The organism is Kiloniella antarctica, from assembly GCF_042682825.1.
Classification (GTDB): domain Bacteria; phylum Pseudomonadota; class Alphaproteobacteria; order Kiloniellales; family Kiloniellaceae; genus Kiloniella; species Kiloniella antarctica.
On the sequence record NZ_JBHUII010000013.1, the window covers coordinates 115,189 to 130,523 of the forward strand.

14 protein-coding genes and 1 tRNA gene are annotated in these 15,335 nt (G+C 42.3%); 2 read left to right on the forward strand and 13 right to left on the reverse strand.

Annotated elements, in window-relative coordinates; translation table 11 throughout:
• Nucleotides 1–12: 12 nt before the first annotated feature.
• The 8 genes from ACFSKO_RS19110 to ACFSKO_RS19145 form a co-directional block, all read right to left on the reverse strand.
• Nucleotides 13–537 carry a hypothetical protein gene (locus ACFSKO_RS19110; protein WP_380254667.1) on the reverse strand — a complete coding sequence of 175 codons (525 nt, stop codon included), beginning with the start codon at nt 535–537 and terminating at the stop codon, nt 13–15.
• Nucleotides 538–695: 158 nt separating this feature from the next.
• The gene (locus ACFSKO_RS19115) at nt 696–1,034 is read right to left on the reverse strand and encodes a nuclear transport factor 2 family protein (RefSeq protein WP_380254669.1); all 339 of its coding nucleotides are present in this window, start codon (nt 1,032–1,034) and stop codon (nt 696–698) included.
• A 148-nt stretch (nt 1,035–1,182) separates the two neighbouring features.
• The gene (locus ACFSKO_RS19120) at nt 1,183–2,979 is read right to left on the reverse strand and encodes a putative 2-aminoethylphosphonate ABC transporter permease subunit (protein ID WP_380254671.1); all 1,797 of its coding nucleotides are present in this window, start codon (nt 2,977–2,979) and stop codon (nt 1,183–1,185) included.
• A 1-nt stretch (nt 2,980) separates the two neighbouring features.
• On the reverse strand, nt 2,981–4,090 hold the full coding sequence (locus ACFSKO_RS19125; RefSeq protein ID WP_380254673.1) for a putative 2-aminoethylphosphonate ABC transporter ATP-binding protein: 1,110 nt from the start codon (nt 4,088–4,090) through the stop codon (nt 2,981–2,983).
• 307 nt (nt 4,091–4,397) lie between these two features.
• A complete protein-coding gene (locus ACFSKO_RS19130; protein WP_380254675.1) occupies nt 4,398–5,432 on the reverse strand; it encodes a putative 2-aminoethylphosphonate ABC transporter substrate-binding protein in 1,035 nt (344 codons plus the stop codon).
• Nucleotides 5,433–5,673: 241 nt separating this feature from the next.
• The gene (locus tag ACFSKO_RS19135; RefSeq protein WP_380254677.1) at nt 5,674–7,362 is read right to left on the reverse strand and encodes a Na/Pi cotransporter family protein; all 1,689 of its coding nucleotides are present in this window, start codon (nt 7,360–7,362) and stop codon (nt 5,674–5,676) included.
• Nucleotides 7,363–7,976: 614 nt separating this feature from the next.
• On the reverse strand, nt 7,977–8,792 hold the full coding sequence (locus ACFSKO_RS19140) for an LOG family protein (protein WP_380254679.1): 816 nt from the start codon (nt 8,790–8,792) through the stop codon (nt 7,977–7,979).
• A gap of 229 nt (nt 8,793–9,021) precedes the next feature.
• On the reverse strand, nt 9,022–9,507 hold the full coding sequence (locus ACFSKO_RS19145; protein ID WP_380254681.1) for a hypothetical protein: 486 nt from the start codon (nt 9,505–9,507) through the stop codon (nt 9,022–9,024).
• 389 nt (nt 9,508–9,896) lie between these two features.
• On the opposite strand from ACFSKO_RS19145, the gene ACFSKO_RS19150 reads away from it, so the two are divergent.
• Both ACFSKO_RS19150 and ACFSKO_RS19155 read left to right on the forward strand, forming a co-directional pair.
• Nucleotides 9,897–10,253, forward strand: coding sequence for a hypothetical protein (locus ACFSKO_RS19150; RefSeq protein ID WP_380254683.1), 357 nt, complete (start codon nt 9,897–9,899; stop codon nt 10,251–10,253).
• Nucleotides 10,254–10,369: 116 nt separating this feature from the next.
• A complete protein-coding gene (locus tag ACFSKO_RS19155; RefSeq protein ID WP_380254685.1) occupies nt 10,370–11,008 on the forward strand; it encodes a ribbon-helix-helix domain-containing protein in 639 nt (212 codons plus the stop codon).
• A gap of 105 nt (nt 11,009–11,113) precedes the next feature.
• Here ACFSKO_RS19155 and ACFSKO_RS19160 read toward each other — a convergent pair whose 3' ends face one another.
• From ACFSKO_RS19160 to ACFSKO_RS19180, 5 genes are all read right to left on the reverse strand, one after another.
• A complete protein-coding gene (locus tag ACFSKO_RS19160) occupies nt 11,114–11,470 on the reverse strand; it encodes a hypothetical protein (protein ID WP_380254687.1) in 357 nt (118 codons plus the stop codon).
• Nucleotides 11,471–11,746: 276 nt separating this feature from the next.
• Nucleotides 11,747–13,126, reverse strand: coding sequence for a TolC family outer membrane protein (locus tag ACFSKO_RS19165; RefSeq protein WP_380254689.1), 1,380 nt, complete (start codon nt 13,124–13,126; stop codon nt 11,747–11,749).
• A gap of 592 nt (nt 13,127–13,718) precedes the next feature.
• Nucleotides 13,719–13,794: transfer RNA gene (locus tag ACFSKO_RS19170), tRNA-Phe, on the reverse strand.
• A gap of 126 nt (nt 13,795–13,920) precedes the next feature.
• Entirely contained in the window at nt 13,921–14,106 is a 186-nt protein-coding gene (locus ACFSKO_RS19175) for a DNA gyrase inhibitor YacG (RefSeq protein ID WP_380254691.1), read from the reverse strand.
• Between the two features lie 17 nt (nt 14,107–14,123).
• On the reverse strand, nt 14,124–15,332 hold the full coding sequence (locus tag ACFSKO_RS19180; protein ID WP_380254693.1) for a ribonuclease E/G: 1,209 nt from the start codon (nt 15,330–15,332) through the stop codon (nt 14,124–14,126).
• Nucleotides 15,333–15,335: the final 3 nt, after the last annotated feature.

Consider the following 15,335-nt stretch of genomic DNA (forward strand, 5'->3'; position numbering starts at 1 on the left):
ATAAAAACAAATTCACGTTATTTGCCGACTGAGCTGGCTTAAGCTTTGCTGTTGTATCTCACTCATACCATCACCTTCGATTGAAGCGACACGAGTTACCATCGATAAAAATTGTTTTTTCTCCTCAGCGCTTAAGCCACGACGCAGGACACGACTTAATTTTCGAATTGCCTCGTCCAGATTGGCAGATTGCTCCATTATCCAACGGCTTTGCCCTGCTATTTCCACAGCTTCGGTTTCGCTCGCTCCAAAAACCTGCAGGCATTCGTCTTTTATAGAAACAAGTTGTTCACGGGTATAATCCCCATCCATACGCGCAAAAGCCGCCATTATTGCCGCGGCCGCAACTCTGCTGTCTTCGATCGTCTCAAGTGGATTTATTTTTGTTTTGCGGTTGTGTCCAAAACGTCGAGCTGCGGCATGTATATCATCAGCAGCTTCGACAAGATCTTTTGCTGTGTTTACAGTCGCCCTGACCCGCCAGATAAAAATGGCGATCCCCCCGAGAACGGCAAGAATACCCAATAGTATATGCATAGTTTATATCTGAACCCCCATGATCATAGATAAACCATAAACCCGAACATTGTTTATACATAATTTTAGCCAATTATAAGTTAATAAAACAAGTACGTTTAAAAGCGATTTATCTCAAAGCCCTGAGATGTAAAGGTTACGAATGGATCTATGATAAATCACACGCGTTCAAATCGAACCTTTTGGATCAAGCCACCCTCTATCTCATAGATCGCAACGACATACAGAACTTCAAAGTCAGGAAGCCCCGTAACTTCCTCTTCATCAATTACAACCCTTCCCTGCGCAATTCGATTTATGAGCTTGGCGTGTAACCCCGGGTTACTGAAACGCTCAGCATAAGTAGCACGAAAAGCTTCCATGCCCTCAAACAGCAATTCCCCTTCGATCAATAACTCCACCTTCACATCATCACTAAAACACGCACAAAAGGCTTCGATGTCATGATTATTGTAGGCAATCAGTTGATTTTCTACGACTTGGACAGGTGTGAGCATTTTTCCCTCGAGGTTCATTTTTTTAAACGGTATCATCAATTCATATGGGGAACAAAAAAAGAGAGCGAGATCAACTCTCGCTCTCTTCAATTACCAGCCACTTACAAAACCAGTACGTCTTTATAACAGCCGTACCTAATGATCCAACCTAACGTTGACGCCACGCCTGAGTTTTATTTACCAGCACTTTAGAGACAACTGTGTGCAAGATACGCGCGCCCGCATTGGTATAGAAAATCATCATCCCCATTGCTGCTGCTGGCGCAATATCACCAGCATCATCCATATTCAACACAGCCACTGATGCCAGTTGAGTATGATAGGAATAAATAAACACAATCGCAGAAACAGTGGTCATCGCATTCACAAAAAGATAAATCGCGATTTCCAAAATCGCTGGCGTACAAACTGGCACTGTTACCTTCAGGAACATCTTATAAAAGGGCTGCTGAAGAGACTGTGAAACCGATTCAAACTCTTTGTCCATCTGCTTCAAGGCCGTCATCGCGGTTAAATGAGCCACGGTATAAAAGTGCGTTACCGTGGAAACCACCAAAATCGCCATCGTTCCATAAATGAAGTTGAACGGGTTATCCGGGTTGTTAAAGAAGAAGATGTAGGAAAGACCCAACACCATTCCCGGAACAGCCATCGGCATCATCGCCAGGAATTGAAATGCGGTACGTCCAGCACCAAATCCCCGACCCTTTTCAACCATATAGGCACCGGTAAAAACGATACTGGTCCCTACGGCAGCAGTCCATAACGCCAACTGGATGGAATTGTAATAAGCATCCCAGCCGCCGCCATCCATGAGGTCAAAGTTATAGTGCTGAAGACCCAGCTCCAAATTATACGGCCAAAACTTAACCAAAGCAGCAAGCTGACATGTCGCAAGGATCGTCACAATGATCAATACAATCAAACTTGAGTAGGACATCATCAAGATATCGAATGATCTGTCCGGCTTAGGCTCGTAAGGTACAGCGCGCGCAGACAGTTGTGAAACCTGCTTTTTCTGAACCTGACGATCAATATAAAACGCAAAGATCGCCGGAATCAAAAGGACAACAGATACAACCGCCCCCATAGAGAAATTTTGCTGCCCAATAACCTGTTTGTAGATGTCCACAGCCAGAACGTTATACTGCCCGCCGATCACCTTTGGCACACCAAAATCAGTGATCACGAGGGTAAAGACAACGAAAGCTGCGGAGATAAGACCATACCGGGCACCTGGCAAAGTTACCGTCCAGAATATCTTCCATTTCGGGGCCCGAAGAACCGTCGCCGCCTCATAAAGCCTTGCATCTGATATGGCCAGAGCTGTCATAATAATCAAAAGAGCATGCGGGAAAGTAAAAAATACTTCCGCGATCACGATGCCTTTTGGTCCGTAAATATCAATACTAACGAGGAACGTTTTCAATGAATTGAGATAAGGCATCATAAACGCCAGAGCATCAGAACCAAATGCCCATTCAATAAATTCTCCCAGTTTCTTAACGAGTGGCTTCTTCAAGTACCCTTGATTACCAAGCATGTATATTAAACCAAGGCCAGGTAATAGCGACGGCACCAGGATGGGGATCATCGCCATGATCTTAAAGAAGCCCTTGAAGCGCATACAACTTCTGGTCAGGGCATAGGCATAGATAAACGCCAACGTTACTGTAATGACCATTGTCACCACAGAAATAATCACCGAATTTTCAATTGAGTTGAAAAGGGCCGGTGTCGAAAAGTATTTGATATAGTTGTCAAAACCAATGAACACGCCGTCTTTGTTTTCAAAAGATTTCGAGAGCATTGTGTAAAGAGGAAATGCCAGGGCAATAAGTAGATAAGCCCCGATCATTAACATAAAACCACGCATCGTCCAGTCATCACGACTGGCTTTAGCCTTTACCACCCGCATGGAAGAGTTGTTTGTCACATCCGCCATCTTAGTTTACTCCCGGAAATACAGATACTCTGTCCTGAGGAATAGATACTTTAATGGTATCACCAACTTGAACGCCTGTACGACGGACCATGTTAATTGAAAAATCGCCTTTAATATGTGCATTGCCATTCGCCTGCTGACTAACAAGGTCGACCCGGAAAAATGCTCCCATGAATTCCATGTATTTGACTTCGGCCTCAAAAGAGTTCGGCAGATTAATATCGCCTTCTTGAACCAAAAGATTTTCTGGACGAAATGCCACCATAATATCACCCGTTTCGGTAATATTCTCTGGGTCACAATTCAAATCGACGTTACCCATTTTAAGTGTATTACTGCCATTCACTTTTCCGGGGATAAAGTTCATCGTTCCAATAAAATCAGCAACGAAGGCAGATGCCGGATTACGATATATATCTAGGGGCGTACCGACTTGTTCAATAACACCATCATTCATCACCACAATACGATCAGCCATGGTAAGGGCTTCTTCCTGGTCATGGGTCACCATCACCGTTGTCACACCAAGCGTCCGCTGTAGTTCTTTGATCTCATGACGTAAATGTGTCCGAACTTTTGCATCAAGCGCAGAAAGCGGTTCATCAAGTAATAACAAACCGGGATTTGTGGCAATCGCTCGTGCAAGCGCAATCCGCTGTTGTTGGCCACCAGATAACTGTGCTGGGTATTTCGTACCTTGGTCGGTAAGTCCGACAAGCTCCAGAAGTTCTGCAACCCGCTTTTCAATATCTGCTTTTGGTAACTTCCGATTTTCCAATCCGTAGGCAATATTTTTGCGGATAGTCAAGTTTGGAAACAACGCATAGGATTGGAATACAATTCCAAAATCACGCTCACTCGGCGGTAAATTAGAGACATCTTTCCCCGCTTGGGTAACATGACCAAAGGTCTGAATATCAAGCCCGGCAATGGCTCGCAGCAAGGTTGTCTTTCCACAACCTGATGGACCAAGAAAACAGACAAATTCACCTTCGTAAATTTCCAATGTGATGTCTGATAAAGCAGTAAAATCACCAAACATTTTGGTAAGATTAGATGTAGTTAAATAAGGAGTCCGCCCGGTCTCAGTACCGATTTCTTTTGCGCTCATCGCCATTCCTCTCAAGGGGCAAAATGGCACAGTTCACCTGTGCTCTTCTTGCAAACAGCGTCTCTCGTCAAGCAAATAGGATAAAGCCTTAGATCACAAACTCTCAGATCTATGGGCAATAATATTCACAAAACTAGGGGCGCTGATGTTCAAAATAACTAAGAAACATTGCTCTTCCAAACACACGGTTCTTCTGACACTTGTTATCTCAGTGTTGTTCCATGATATTACATTCTGAAATCCCGCTCTCCAACCTGTGTTGCAGAGCGGGTTCAGAATTATGAAATCTTACGATTCAAACTGAGATTTATTTTGGCTCAGATTTTGAATCATAACGATTTGTCCATTCCGCAAGAATCGCATCACGGTTGGTCGCAGACCATTCGAAATCCATCGCAATCATACTATCAGTAATGTTTGCAGGGTAATTTTCGATTGGCTTGGAAACTCCAGGCATCGCCACAACAGCATAACCTTGATTATAGTGTTCCATCGCAGGTTTTGAAACCAAGAAATCCATCAGCTTTTTAGCTGAATCAAGTTTATCTGTGCCTTTAACAATAGCAGCAGCTTCCATTTCCCAACCAACACCCTCTGTTGGAATAACGATTTCTAATGGTGCACCCTGGTTTTTGGATTTGGCAGCACGGAAAGCGAATGAGATACCAATTGACACTTCACCAGCAGCAGCTTGCTTACAAGGCTTAGAGCCGGAATGAGTGTAATGGCTGACATTCTCGTGCAGGTCATCCATAAACGCCCAACCATCTTCTTCACCAAACATTTGCAACCAGCTTGCAACATCTAGGAATCCTGTTCCAGAAGAACCAGGGTTCGGCATTGCAACGTGACCTTTGTACTCTGGTTTGGTCAAATCAGCCCATGAAGTTGGCATTGGAAGATTGTTTGCTTCTGCTTCAACTGTGTTGACACAAACAGCAGCAACCCATGCATCCATACCAGCCCACACAGGATTTGCAGAATTGTCACGGAAACGACTGTCGAGTAAATCAACCCCGACAGGTGCATAAGTTTCAAACATATCTTCTTTTTTCATGAGAAGAAGGCTTGATCCAGCAAGACCCCAGACAACATCCGCTTGTGGATTGTCTTTTTCTGCAAGAAGTTTGGCAGTAACAACACCTGTGGAATCACGAACCCAATTTATTGTGATATCAGGGTGTACTTCGTTAAACGCAGCCGCATAACGCTTAAGATCTTCCGCTTCCACAGCAGTATAGACAGTAAGCTCATCCGCAGAAGCACTACCAGCCAATATGCCAAATGCAGCAATAGTTGTCGCAACACCACCTAGTAGTTTAGTCGAAAATGCTTTCTTCATTACTTTCACGCTCCTCAGTTTGATCGTCCTAAGAGATTTTTCTCTAAGGCACCCTATTCGGTCATTATGTACTGTGCCGTCTATAGCGGCACTTTGTTACATTTATGCTAAGCCTTTGTTACTCAAAAACTTAGTGTTCAATATTTACTCAATTCCGTAATTCTCTAAAACAAAATTACGAACTCTTTCCAAACGAGAAGCCATCCTGCCAACGGCTTCCCTTAACCTCCGGCAAGCCGGATTAATTACTCACCTCTACAGAATGTCGTTCAGCATGAGGCCGGACACGCAGGCGGCTTTCATGAAGTTCTCCGCTCGCATCCAAAATAGGATACGCGACTGAAGTCAGGTGAGAGTTAATTCTTTTCAAATCTCGGATCATATCGATATGGAGAGCTGATGATTCTATTGATTCGATACGACCTTCCCGAAGACGCGCCAAATGTTTATCCCCACCAGCTTGCTCCATTGCCCGGAACTTTTCTTTACCGGCAATCAACTGACGCGCGATATCAACATCACCTGAGACAAATGCTGTCATAGCAAGTTGCATTTGATCCAAAGCCATTTGATGAAGCTCAACCAACTCTTTCCAACCCTGCTCCGAAAACTCTAGTCGCTTTTTGATTTTCTGGTTGGCAATTTCCAAAAGGTTCTTATCGATAATATCACTGATATGTTCAAGATTTGTCGTAAAGGCGATCAACTCAACACACCGCGCTGAATCTTCTTGATTCAGCTTGTTTTTGCTAACTTGTGTCAGGTAGAGCTTGATGGCCTCATGCAATTCATCCACCTGATCGTCTAGCTTGCTTACTTCTGTTAGCAGGTTGGGATCGTTAGTCTCAAAAACCTTGATAACCTTACCAAGCATGCTCTCCACAACGTCAGCAAGCCTCAATAGCTCTCTGGTGGCACAAGCAACAGCAACGGTCGGCGTGTTAATCACAGTTTCATCAAGATATTTTGGCTTGAGATCATTGGCTTCACCCGGTCGGTCAGGCAGTACACGTTCCATCAAACGAGTCATAACACCAATGAAAGGAAGAAACACAAGAGCTAAAACGATATTAAATGCTGTATGGAAGTTGGCTATTTGGCGACCGAGATCACCTCCGCTTATTTCAGAAATATAGGGTGTCACCATACCCATAAACGGTAATATCAAAAGGACACCACATATGCGAAATAATAAATTTCCCAAGGGAATACGGCGCCCAACCGGCGTTTCACCCATCGTTAAAGCGAAGGGAACAATTCCGGCGCCCACATTAGCGCCAAGAACCAACGTAAACCCTAGAGCCATTGGAACAACGCCTGCAACGGTTAAGGACATGATCAAGAGAACCATTGCCACTGAAGAATGCGTAATCCAGGTTATCAAAGCTGCAAGTATCACAGCAATAACAGGCTCTTGAGACAGAGGAACAAGTATATTTTGAAGAGTTTCACTATCACGCATCGGTTCTGATGCAGCCACGACTAATTTCAAAGAGAGCAACATTAATCCAAGGCCGATAAAAACCCGTCCGAGGTGCCTTAATGTCATTGTCGGGCGTGTTGTGAACGCAATAAGGCCGATCAAAATGAGTACGGGCGAGAGCCAAGATACATCGAGAGACAAGACCTGAACAACCAGAGTGGAACCGACATCAGCTCCCAGCATCACAGCCAGAGCAGGTGCAATGGCGATAAGCCCCTTACTTGCAAAGGCAACCGTCAACAGCGCTGTCGCAGTTGAACTTTGTAAGATACCGGCCATACCGATACCCATACCAAAAGAGGATACTGTATTTTTTGTTGCGGATCCAAGAAACCGGCGCAACTGGCTACCATAGGTCCGCATCACCCCTGTACGCACCATTCTTGTCGCCCACAGCAATAGAGCAACGCCACCAGCTATTTTTATTAATAGGTCAAAACCAGACACGCTGTAACTTACCTCATTTTTTATGTGTTATGATGTTTCTACGCTTTTTGCCTCAAGCCTTACCCGTTTCGTAGATTTTGCCTAAAAAAAAACGCTCCGAACTTATAACGTTTTGATATTTTCACCCGCAAGATGTTTTTCACAAAACTGTCATATTACGCAACACACTTTTCCTTTTCACAATTTGTGGTATTTTTATCAAATTATCAACAATTATTTGCAATTACTTGCCAATTTACAACATTTTTCAAACACATCATAGGTTTAAAGGGAATTTTATTACCCACACGATCACACCGTGATATTTTGAATAGTATAAATTTATTAATCAAATCGATAGTTTGTATGCGACCTATAGAAATAACTTATAATAAAACTATTATCATTTATTCACCAAAGAGCCATAAACAGAATTGCGACATACAAAAAATGATCCGTAAGGTTATTCATACCATCCAATAAACTACATTTAATTTCAAAACTATGACGAACAAAATTTGCGAACGCCTAATTCCAAAATACCCGTTAGATCAATTATAGAAAATTCTTTAAAAACGCTACAGGCCTCGCAAAAGCAAGGCCTGTCATAAAGAATCTTATTTTTTGCTACCTCACTAGAGCATCGGGCCGGGTGTCTCCAGAGCGTTTTCGATCAGTCCCTTGGTTACATACTCAAACGCTTCATCCATTGAATCCGTGACAAGATAAAGATCAAGATCCTCCTCACTTATCGTGCCAAATTCACAGAGCGCCTCAAAATTAACAACCTTGTTCCAATAGTCCGCCCCGTAAAGAACTATCGGCATCTTTTTTTCGATTTTTTGAGTTTGGATCAAAGTCAAAAGCTCACAAAACTCATCGAGGGTACCAAACCCGCCAGGCATAACAAGCACTGCCTTTGCCAGATACACGAACCAGAACTTACGCATAAAGAAATAATGGAACTCCAGGGCAAGCTCTCGCGTAATGTAGGGATTTTCGCTTTGCTCGAAAGGCAATGAAATATTCAAGCCAACATTGACCCCTTTTCCCTCAGAGGCCCCTTTATTCGCAGCTTCCATAATACCGGGACCACCGCCAGTACAGACGACAAACCTACGCTCATCATCAGCAAGCGTTTTCGACCATTCCGTAAAACGGCGCGCAAGTTCACAAGTCTCCTCGTAATACCGTGAAAGTCGCATCATTTGTTTGGCTTTTTTTTCGCCTTTGCCGGTTGCTTCGGCTTCAGCCAAAGCTTTTTCGGCATCCTCTCTTGATTTAATACGTGCAGAGCCAAAAAAGACAATTGTATCATCAACATTGAATTCTGCGAACCGTTGTTGCGGCCCAAAATACTCAGATAAAATCCTTAGAGGACGTGCGTCACCAGAATCCATGAAATTAAAATCATGGTAAAATTTTGGAACGTCATTTTTAGAACTGTCCATACAATACCTTTCCTCAATTATATAGCTTAAATTCCTTTGTGCCTTTTAAAGAATCACAGAAGATAAAAGCTTATTTTGAAATTTTTATTTTAGTAAAATGTCACAAACACTCGTGATATAATTACCGTCTATGCCCTAACATAAAGTTATAACAGAAGAATCTATTTTACTTGTCATTCCCTAGCTAGATGTTAATTTTCTCAGTTAACATGAATACAATCAGGAAACATTAGGGTTTATCTTTCAGCCATGCTTCACGTAACTTCAGACCGATTTTACGAAGCGCACTGTTGATTTGGATCTGGTGCGTATCCAACACCGAGCTATAAAGACCACCATTACGCCACAGCTCAACCCGACCGATCTGCTCACTCTGCGTACCAGGACTAAAATACCTCGTATTTGCATAAAGAGTTACTTCAACATTACTCACACAATTTGTATTTTCAAAAATAATTGTCGTGACTTGCATGTGTAACCAATAAGAAGATGAATTTGTAAGGCGTATCTCACCTTCATGGAAACCTCCAAACAGAGCTCTCTCAAAAACTTCCCGTGTCAAACCACATTGCTTACTATAATGCCCCAATCCAGAAACATTCAGTTTAACATCTTGCACGCCCGTTAGTGCGCCAGCATTAACTGAGTTAACACTCACAAACATAAGGCCAACGGCAACAAACAGATATTTTACCCATAAAGATAACGAGCGCATTCTTCTCTCCCCGAATTTAAAGCTAAAAAATTTTATTATTTGAACTCAATTTCCTTTAAATCATGTCTCTCAAATATGTCCTCATCAAGACATCGTCCCACCACGCTCCCTCCATAAGATATCAATGTCATACAAAATTCATAACAGCGTTTTTAAATTTAAGTGTAAAAGTTCGGTTTTTGGAAAGCCAGAAACCAGTAAAGTAATGAAACTTTGATTTATCTGGATTATTTTCACGAAATAAGCCTCATACTTACCTCTCATTAACCATTTCACCTTAATTTTAACACCATCCGTATTTCATTTATACGATAGTATTTATTATGGCGACCACCTATGACATGGGACTGTTCCTATACTTATAGCTCATCAGCCCCCAAGGAGATTTTATGCCCTACGTTTCACGCTCAAATGATGGAAATATCATTGGACTGCACGACGCAGAAACGGAAATTGCTAAAGAGTTTATAGAAACAGATTCTCCTGAGCTTGTTGCCTTCCTTGCACAAATAGGTCAAACCCTCCCCGAAGATGGAGGCATTCATCAAGAACTCGCAGCTTCCGACATGGAAATGATCCGGGTTTTGGAAGATCTCATCACCACGCTGATAGATAAACGCGTATTAATGATGACTGACCTTCCAAAAGCAGCGCAAAGTAAGCTTTCACAACGCTATTCACTGCGTAGTAAATTAACTGATCTTGGTGGAATAGTGGGAGAAAACGACGAGATTCTTCTCCCGTAACGAAACCATACTTCGATAATCATTTAATTCCATTCCCTATAAGAGTATAGACTAAACGAAGGTTTGTGATCTTTAAAAATATGTATTGAGAATTAAACTAAAATAATCAGAGGATTATGCCAAAACCCTTATTGCCGGTTAACTTTGCAGATCAAAGCCCGAAAGCTAGGGTCGTGCAATATAATAAAAAACGTTACTCTATAAGATTGGAGCCGGTTTTTTGGCGCGCCCTTGAACAAGTTGCAAATGATCATGATTTAAAAATCGGAAAATTTATTGGGAAGCTTGAAACTATCTATCAAGGCCCCAATTTCTCTTCTTTTTTAAGAGTATTTTGCATGATATCTGCAGAGCGGCACCTCGCCGCTGCAGAAACAGACACCCATAAAAATACTGTTCTTTCAATTATTGAGGCCAGCCCAAGCCCCGCAGCTTTACTAACATCAGACATGACCATCGCTTCATGCAATAATGCTTTTTACAACTGGTTAGGAGAGACCAGTATAGCCCTTGAAGGATCAAACATAACCAAGCTCTTTCAACTCAGAACAAAAGGATTATTACAAAGCGGTTTAGATGAATTAATGCAGACCGTCGTACAACACCTAGATGCTCGTATTATCAGAGTTGTCCCAGGAAAAGTCATCACCGCTCAAGCCCGCATGGTCAGAGCGAGTTTATTCAATCATAAAAAACAATATATTGTAATTTGGATAGCCAGTAGCCCACGCCTAGCCGCCGCTAAAACGATTTAAAGACAGGTTCAAAATTTATCTAGGATAATATCCAACCATTGCTTCATTTAAAAAGAAGGCAGTATCAGCCAGTAACAACAGTAACCATTGGCTTTTATAAAAATATTAGACTTCTGTCTGAATTATAACTTCGCTCTCACTATAAAGCGTAAGCCCACTTGCAAAATTATATACGTTCAAACCAGTCACATCGACACCTGAAGCTGTAATATGTGTCGTAGAGATACCGCTGGATATAACCATCTCTAACGTCTCAAGATAAACTTGATTTCCTTCGCCCGCAAAAAGGACAACAGCACCAGATTCATCTGGAAGAAGATCATCCAAATGGAGAGCAACCAATTCATTTTCATGTCCAAATGAAGCATCAAAAGATGAACTGTAAAAACTATCCACGGTCTCAAGACCTAGATTGTTTTTACCGACACCAACTGTCGTTATGTTATTATGGTTGGCACTCATCTTAATTCTCTCGACACGGAACTCAGTTGGTCCTGATTAGTCTAATATAAGGTATATATATTGTTTTCGTAGAATAACAACTCCCTTATATCATACAGGAGTATTCTTTTCTATTAACTAGTTTTTTATCATTAAGAAAATTACTTCATAAAGTCGCGAGACCAAAACAACGTCTCACAGCAAACCAAGCTTAACTCTCAATACGAATGGATAGGATACAAAAACAAAAAAGGGCGCTAGAAGCGCCCTTTTGTATAAGTTATCAAAACCAACGGTTTAATTAATTAGACCATCTGCCCATGACTGATGATTTACCACAGCCTGTTCTGGAGCTTCGACACCAACACTTGTCATCAACTGTCCGCTAAGGGCCAGAATACGATATGAAGCAAGTTGCTCGTTGGTCATCGCAGAAACCAATTGTCCACGTGATGTGAATAGTTCGTTTTCAGCATCAAGAACATCAAGCAGAGTACGCTGGGCGACTTCAAACTGATCGCGATAAGCATCACGAGTTTCAGTGTTGTACTGTACAGCAGATGCAAGGTCAGTTACAGACTGACGATTTGATTCTAGCGCAAACCAAGATTGGCGCATTTCACGTTGCGCATCAACAACAGAACTATACCGTTGGTTTTTGCTTTCTGAAAGACGGGAAAGAGCTTCCTGACGTGCTGCACGATCGATACCACCGCGGAACAAATTCCAACGAAGACGAAGCATTACAGAATTATTCTGCTCGTAGCTTCCTGGAGTTGCGTCGAACTCATCACGGTGTTCAGAAGAAGCTTCCAAATTCACAGATGGATAAAAAGGAACTTCAGATAAATCCACTTCTGCTTCTGCAGTGCGAACATCAGCTTCGAAGATACGGATAGTTGGGTTGCTATTTACAGCCAGATCAACAGCATCATCCAAACCACCTGGCAATTCTGTGGAGAAAGCTTCAGGAGTATCTAACTCTTCAGGGAAATGACCTACGATACGTGTATAATTAGCTTCAGCATCACGCAGATCGTTATAAGTCGTTGTCAGCGTGTTCCGAGCACGAGCAGAACGAGCTTCGGCCTGAGAAACATCAGCACGACTACCGCCACCACCAGCCAGACGCTCCTGGAGATTAGCAACAATATCTATATGAATTTGAAGATTATTTTTGGACAAATCAAGCAGCTCACGTTGACGAACGACTTCAAGATAAGCGCCAATTGTATCTAGTGTCAGGAATTCAGCATTTTCCTGTACGCGATTAGCAGCGGATTCGACACGCGCTTTTTCACGATCAACAGTACTTCCTGCTTCAAAACCATCAAACACACGCTGCTGCAATGTGAGGGAAACATCAGTGGGATTAATCACATCATGCTTACCGGTACCACCACCGGCACGTGATGTTGAGTCATCGTTACTCTCGATGCCAGCGCCAGCAGACAAATCGATCTGAGGCAGATAAAGGCCACGTGCTTGACGGAGCTCTTCATCAACAGCCTCACGATTATGTGCAACAACACCGATGTCAGGGTTTGTTGCAAGGGCTTGCGTGATAGCTTCTTGTAGTGTCACAGCCTGAGCTGATGAAATAACTGGCACAGCAAATGCACTTGCAAGAAGTACAGTTTTAAAGCTTGTTGCCAAGGTTTTACCAAACTGGCGCATTGGTATGTTTCCCCCGATGCTTACCTGAGTTTCACAATTGAACTACAGATAAAATAAATGACGATTCTTAACCACCTAATATAATTCTGTGATCTTTCTACAATTTACACGAAGCAAATGTCAAGAATCCAAAAGGAATATCTAGCATTTAAACACTCATGTTGCATAAAAACCACAGTCGTATTTCCCTTAGTTTGCAGCACAATACCTTAATTTGAGTTCCATGGGCATACGCGCAAAACAAGAAAAACACTTTATATTCACGCAAAATTTAACTTAAAGGCTTCAATACCTCAAGTTAAAAACAACTGTTTAGAGAACTTTTTCACAATCTTACAGAATCAATACTCCCGGCAAAAACGCCCAAGAGTTGCATCACGAATGAAGTACATACAAAATCAACCAGCAGCCAACCATACACACTAGTCTAAATGCTAACCATCATCCCTTCAAACTATGCCGAGAGTATTGTTTAGGTAGCAGTACATTCAATGAAAGAAACTATTTAATGTAAAACAGAGAAATAACTTTAAAGATACAGCCAAATTTACATAAAACTTAATTGTATTTTTTGTAATGAAATTGGAAAAAGTGGTGCCCAGGGGCGGATTTGAACCACCGACACGCGGATTTTCAGTCCGCTGCTCTACCAACTGAGCTACCTGGGCACCGTGGGCTTGCCAACTGTGTTGACCGCCGATGAAGGGCTTATAGAAAATGATTGAGGCCGTGTCCAGCCCTATTACAAAGAAAATTCAAAAAAAGAGTATTTTTACTTAAATTCAACCTCTTACTCACATAATTTCATCATCATCAGCCACCCCAATGGGGTGCTCATCTGTTGGAATCCGATATCCCCCTCCAATCCACCTACTCAGATCGACATCAGCACATCGTTTTGAACAAAAGGGGTTATACTTTACAGCTCCTTCACCTTTACAAACAGGACATCTAGGGGGCTTATTTTTCGTCTCATTCATCAATAAAAAATCTCGCGTTAAACTTCAACTCTATAATCAGCACTCTGCATACCATCGTCGAAAAGACACTCTTCAACACAAAGAACAGAATACCCAATCCTATCTTCAACGTAAGCACGAGCAACACTATTTTTTAAAATATTTATTACTGATGGGCTGGCCATTATTCTCGGTGTTTTAGGATTATGGGTTTGAGATAGACTGGATGATGAGATTGCCCAGTATTTTCTCAGAGCTGTAAATACCTGTGTATACGGGTCAGGAACTTGCCCCAAACCCCCGATACCGATTGGTCTCAACAAAAGTTCCTGAAGGCTTCGCCCTGCCCGTTTTCGGGTTAATTCCTGTATTCCGGAATGATAAAGAGGGAAAAGTTTATGCCCTGCATAATCAAGTTTAAGCTCAGCTTTTAAAATAGCTTGCAGGTTTTTACGGTGGTCCATTGACTTCATACTCGTGAAATCAATCAGAATTCTGCCTGCAATATTGCGAAGTCGCAATTGACGCGCAATCTCTCTTGCAGCTTCCAGGTTAAGCTCATAGTGAAGTTTTTCTGCCCCCCCATTATGTTGCATAGATCCTTTATTAACATCGATGGCAGTCAAGGTACGCCCTTGCTCGATAATCAAGCTCCCTCCCGATGGAAGCGGGACATCAACTTGTAACAACACCTCTAAAGCTTCTTCAAATCCGTTTATCTCAAACAGATGCGGCTTATCCGCAACAAGTCTCACATTCTTATATTCACGATCAAGGCCTGCTAGAGCCCCCTTAATACGCCGAGAAATCATCGCGTCAGTCACATATATATCTTCGAGATCAACTGTTGATAATCGGGACAGCCATCTCAATAAAGGATCAGGCGCATCAAGCAGACATACTTTTTTATCCTCAGGGGTTTCTAAAAAAGCACGAAGCTTCACCCCCTTACCATCAGCACCTTCACGCGTTACAATTACACTTAGATACTGACCTTCGGATAAACCTTGATCGCGTATAGATTTAGGAATTTCATTTCTAGGCAAAAAACCAGGGATATCTAAGCCTATCTCAACAAAAGCGGCATCAAGCCCTTTATCGATGGCAACAATCCGGCCAGAATACTTATTACCAATATATACGGGCTTATCATCACGGATAACCAGCAAGTCATGTATGCTATCATCCTCAACACACACAGCTCTCAACTGTCCGGGAAGATAATCGATATAGATAGCTGCGCTCATAAC

Bases quoted from the DNA above. Each gene is read 5' to 3' on its own strand.
- ACFSKO_RS19110 (WP_380254667.1), bottom strand. From the start codon at position 537: ATGCATATACTATTGGGTATTCTTGCCGTTCTCGGGGGGATCGCCATT.
- ACFSKO_RS19115 (WP_380254669.1), bottom strand. From the start codon at position 1,034: ATGCTCACACCTGTCCAAGTCGTAGAAAATCAACTGATTGCCTACAAT.
- ACFSKO_RS19120 (WP_380254671.1), bottom strand. From the start codon at position 2,979: ATGGCGGATGTGACAAACAACTCTTCCATGCGGGTGGTAAAGGCTAAA.
- ACFSKO_RS19125 (WP_380254673.1), bottom strand. From the start codon at position 4,090: ATGAGCGCAAAAGAAATCGGTACTGAGACCGGGCGGACTCCTTATTTA.
- ACFSKO_RS19130 (WP_380254675.1), bottom strand. From the start codon at position 5,432: ATGAAGAAAGCATTTTCGACTAAACTACTAGGTGGTGTTGCGACAACT.
- ACFSKO_RS19140 (WP_380254679.1), bottom strand. From the start codon at position 8,792: ATGGACAGTTCTAAAAATGACGTTCCAAAATTTTACCATGATTTTAAT.
- ACFSKO_RS19145 (WP_380254681.1), bottom strand. From the start codon at position 9,507: ATGCGCTCGTTATCTTTATGGGTAAAATATCTGTTTGTTGCCGTTGGC.
- ACFSKO_RS19150 (WP_380254683.1), top strand. From the start codon at position 9,897: ATGCCCTACGTTTCACGCTCAAATGATGGAAATATCATTGGACTGCAC.
- ACFSKO_RS19155 (WP_380254685.1), top strand. From the start codon at position 10,370: ATGCCAAAACCCTTATTGCCGGTTAACTTTGCAGATCAAAGCCCGAAA.
- ACFSKO_RS19160 (WP_380254687.1), bottom strand. From the start codon at position 11,470: ATGAGTGCCAACCATAATAACATAACGACAGTTGGTGTCGGTAAAAAC.
- ACFSKO_RS19165 (WP_380254689.1), bottom strand. From the start codon at position 13,126: ATGCGCCAGTTTGGTAAAACCTTGGCAACAAGCTTTAAAACTGTACTT.
- ACFSKO_RS19175 (WP_380254691.1), bottom strand. From the start codon at position 14,106: ATGAATGAGACGAAAAATAAGCCCCCTAGATGTCCTGTTTGTAAAGGT.
- ACFSKO_RS19180 (WP_380254693.1), bottom strand. From the start codon at position 15,332: ATGAGCGCAGCTATCTATATCGATTATCTTCCCGGACAGTTGAGAGCT.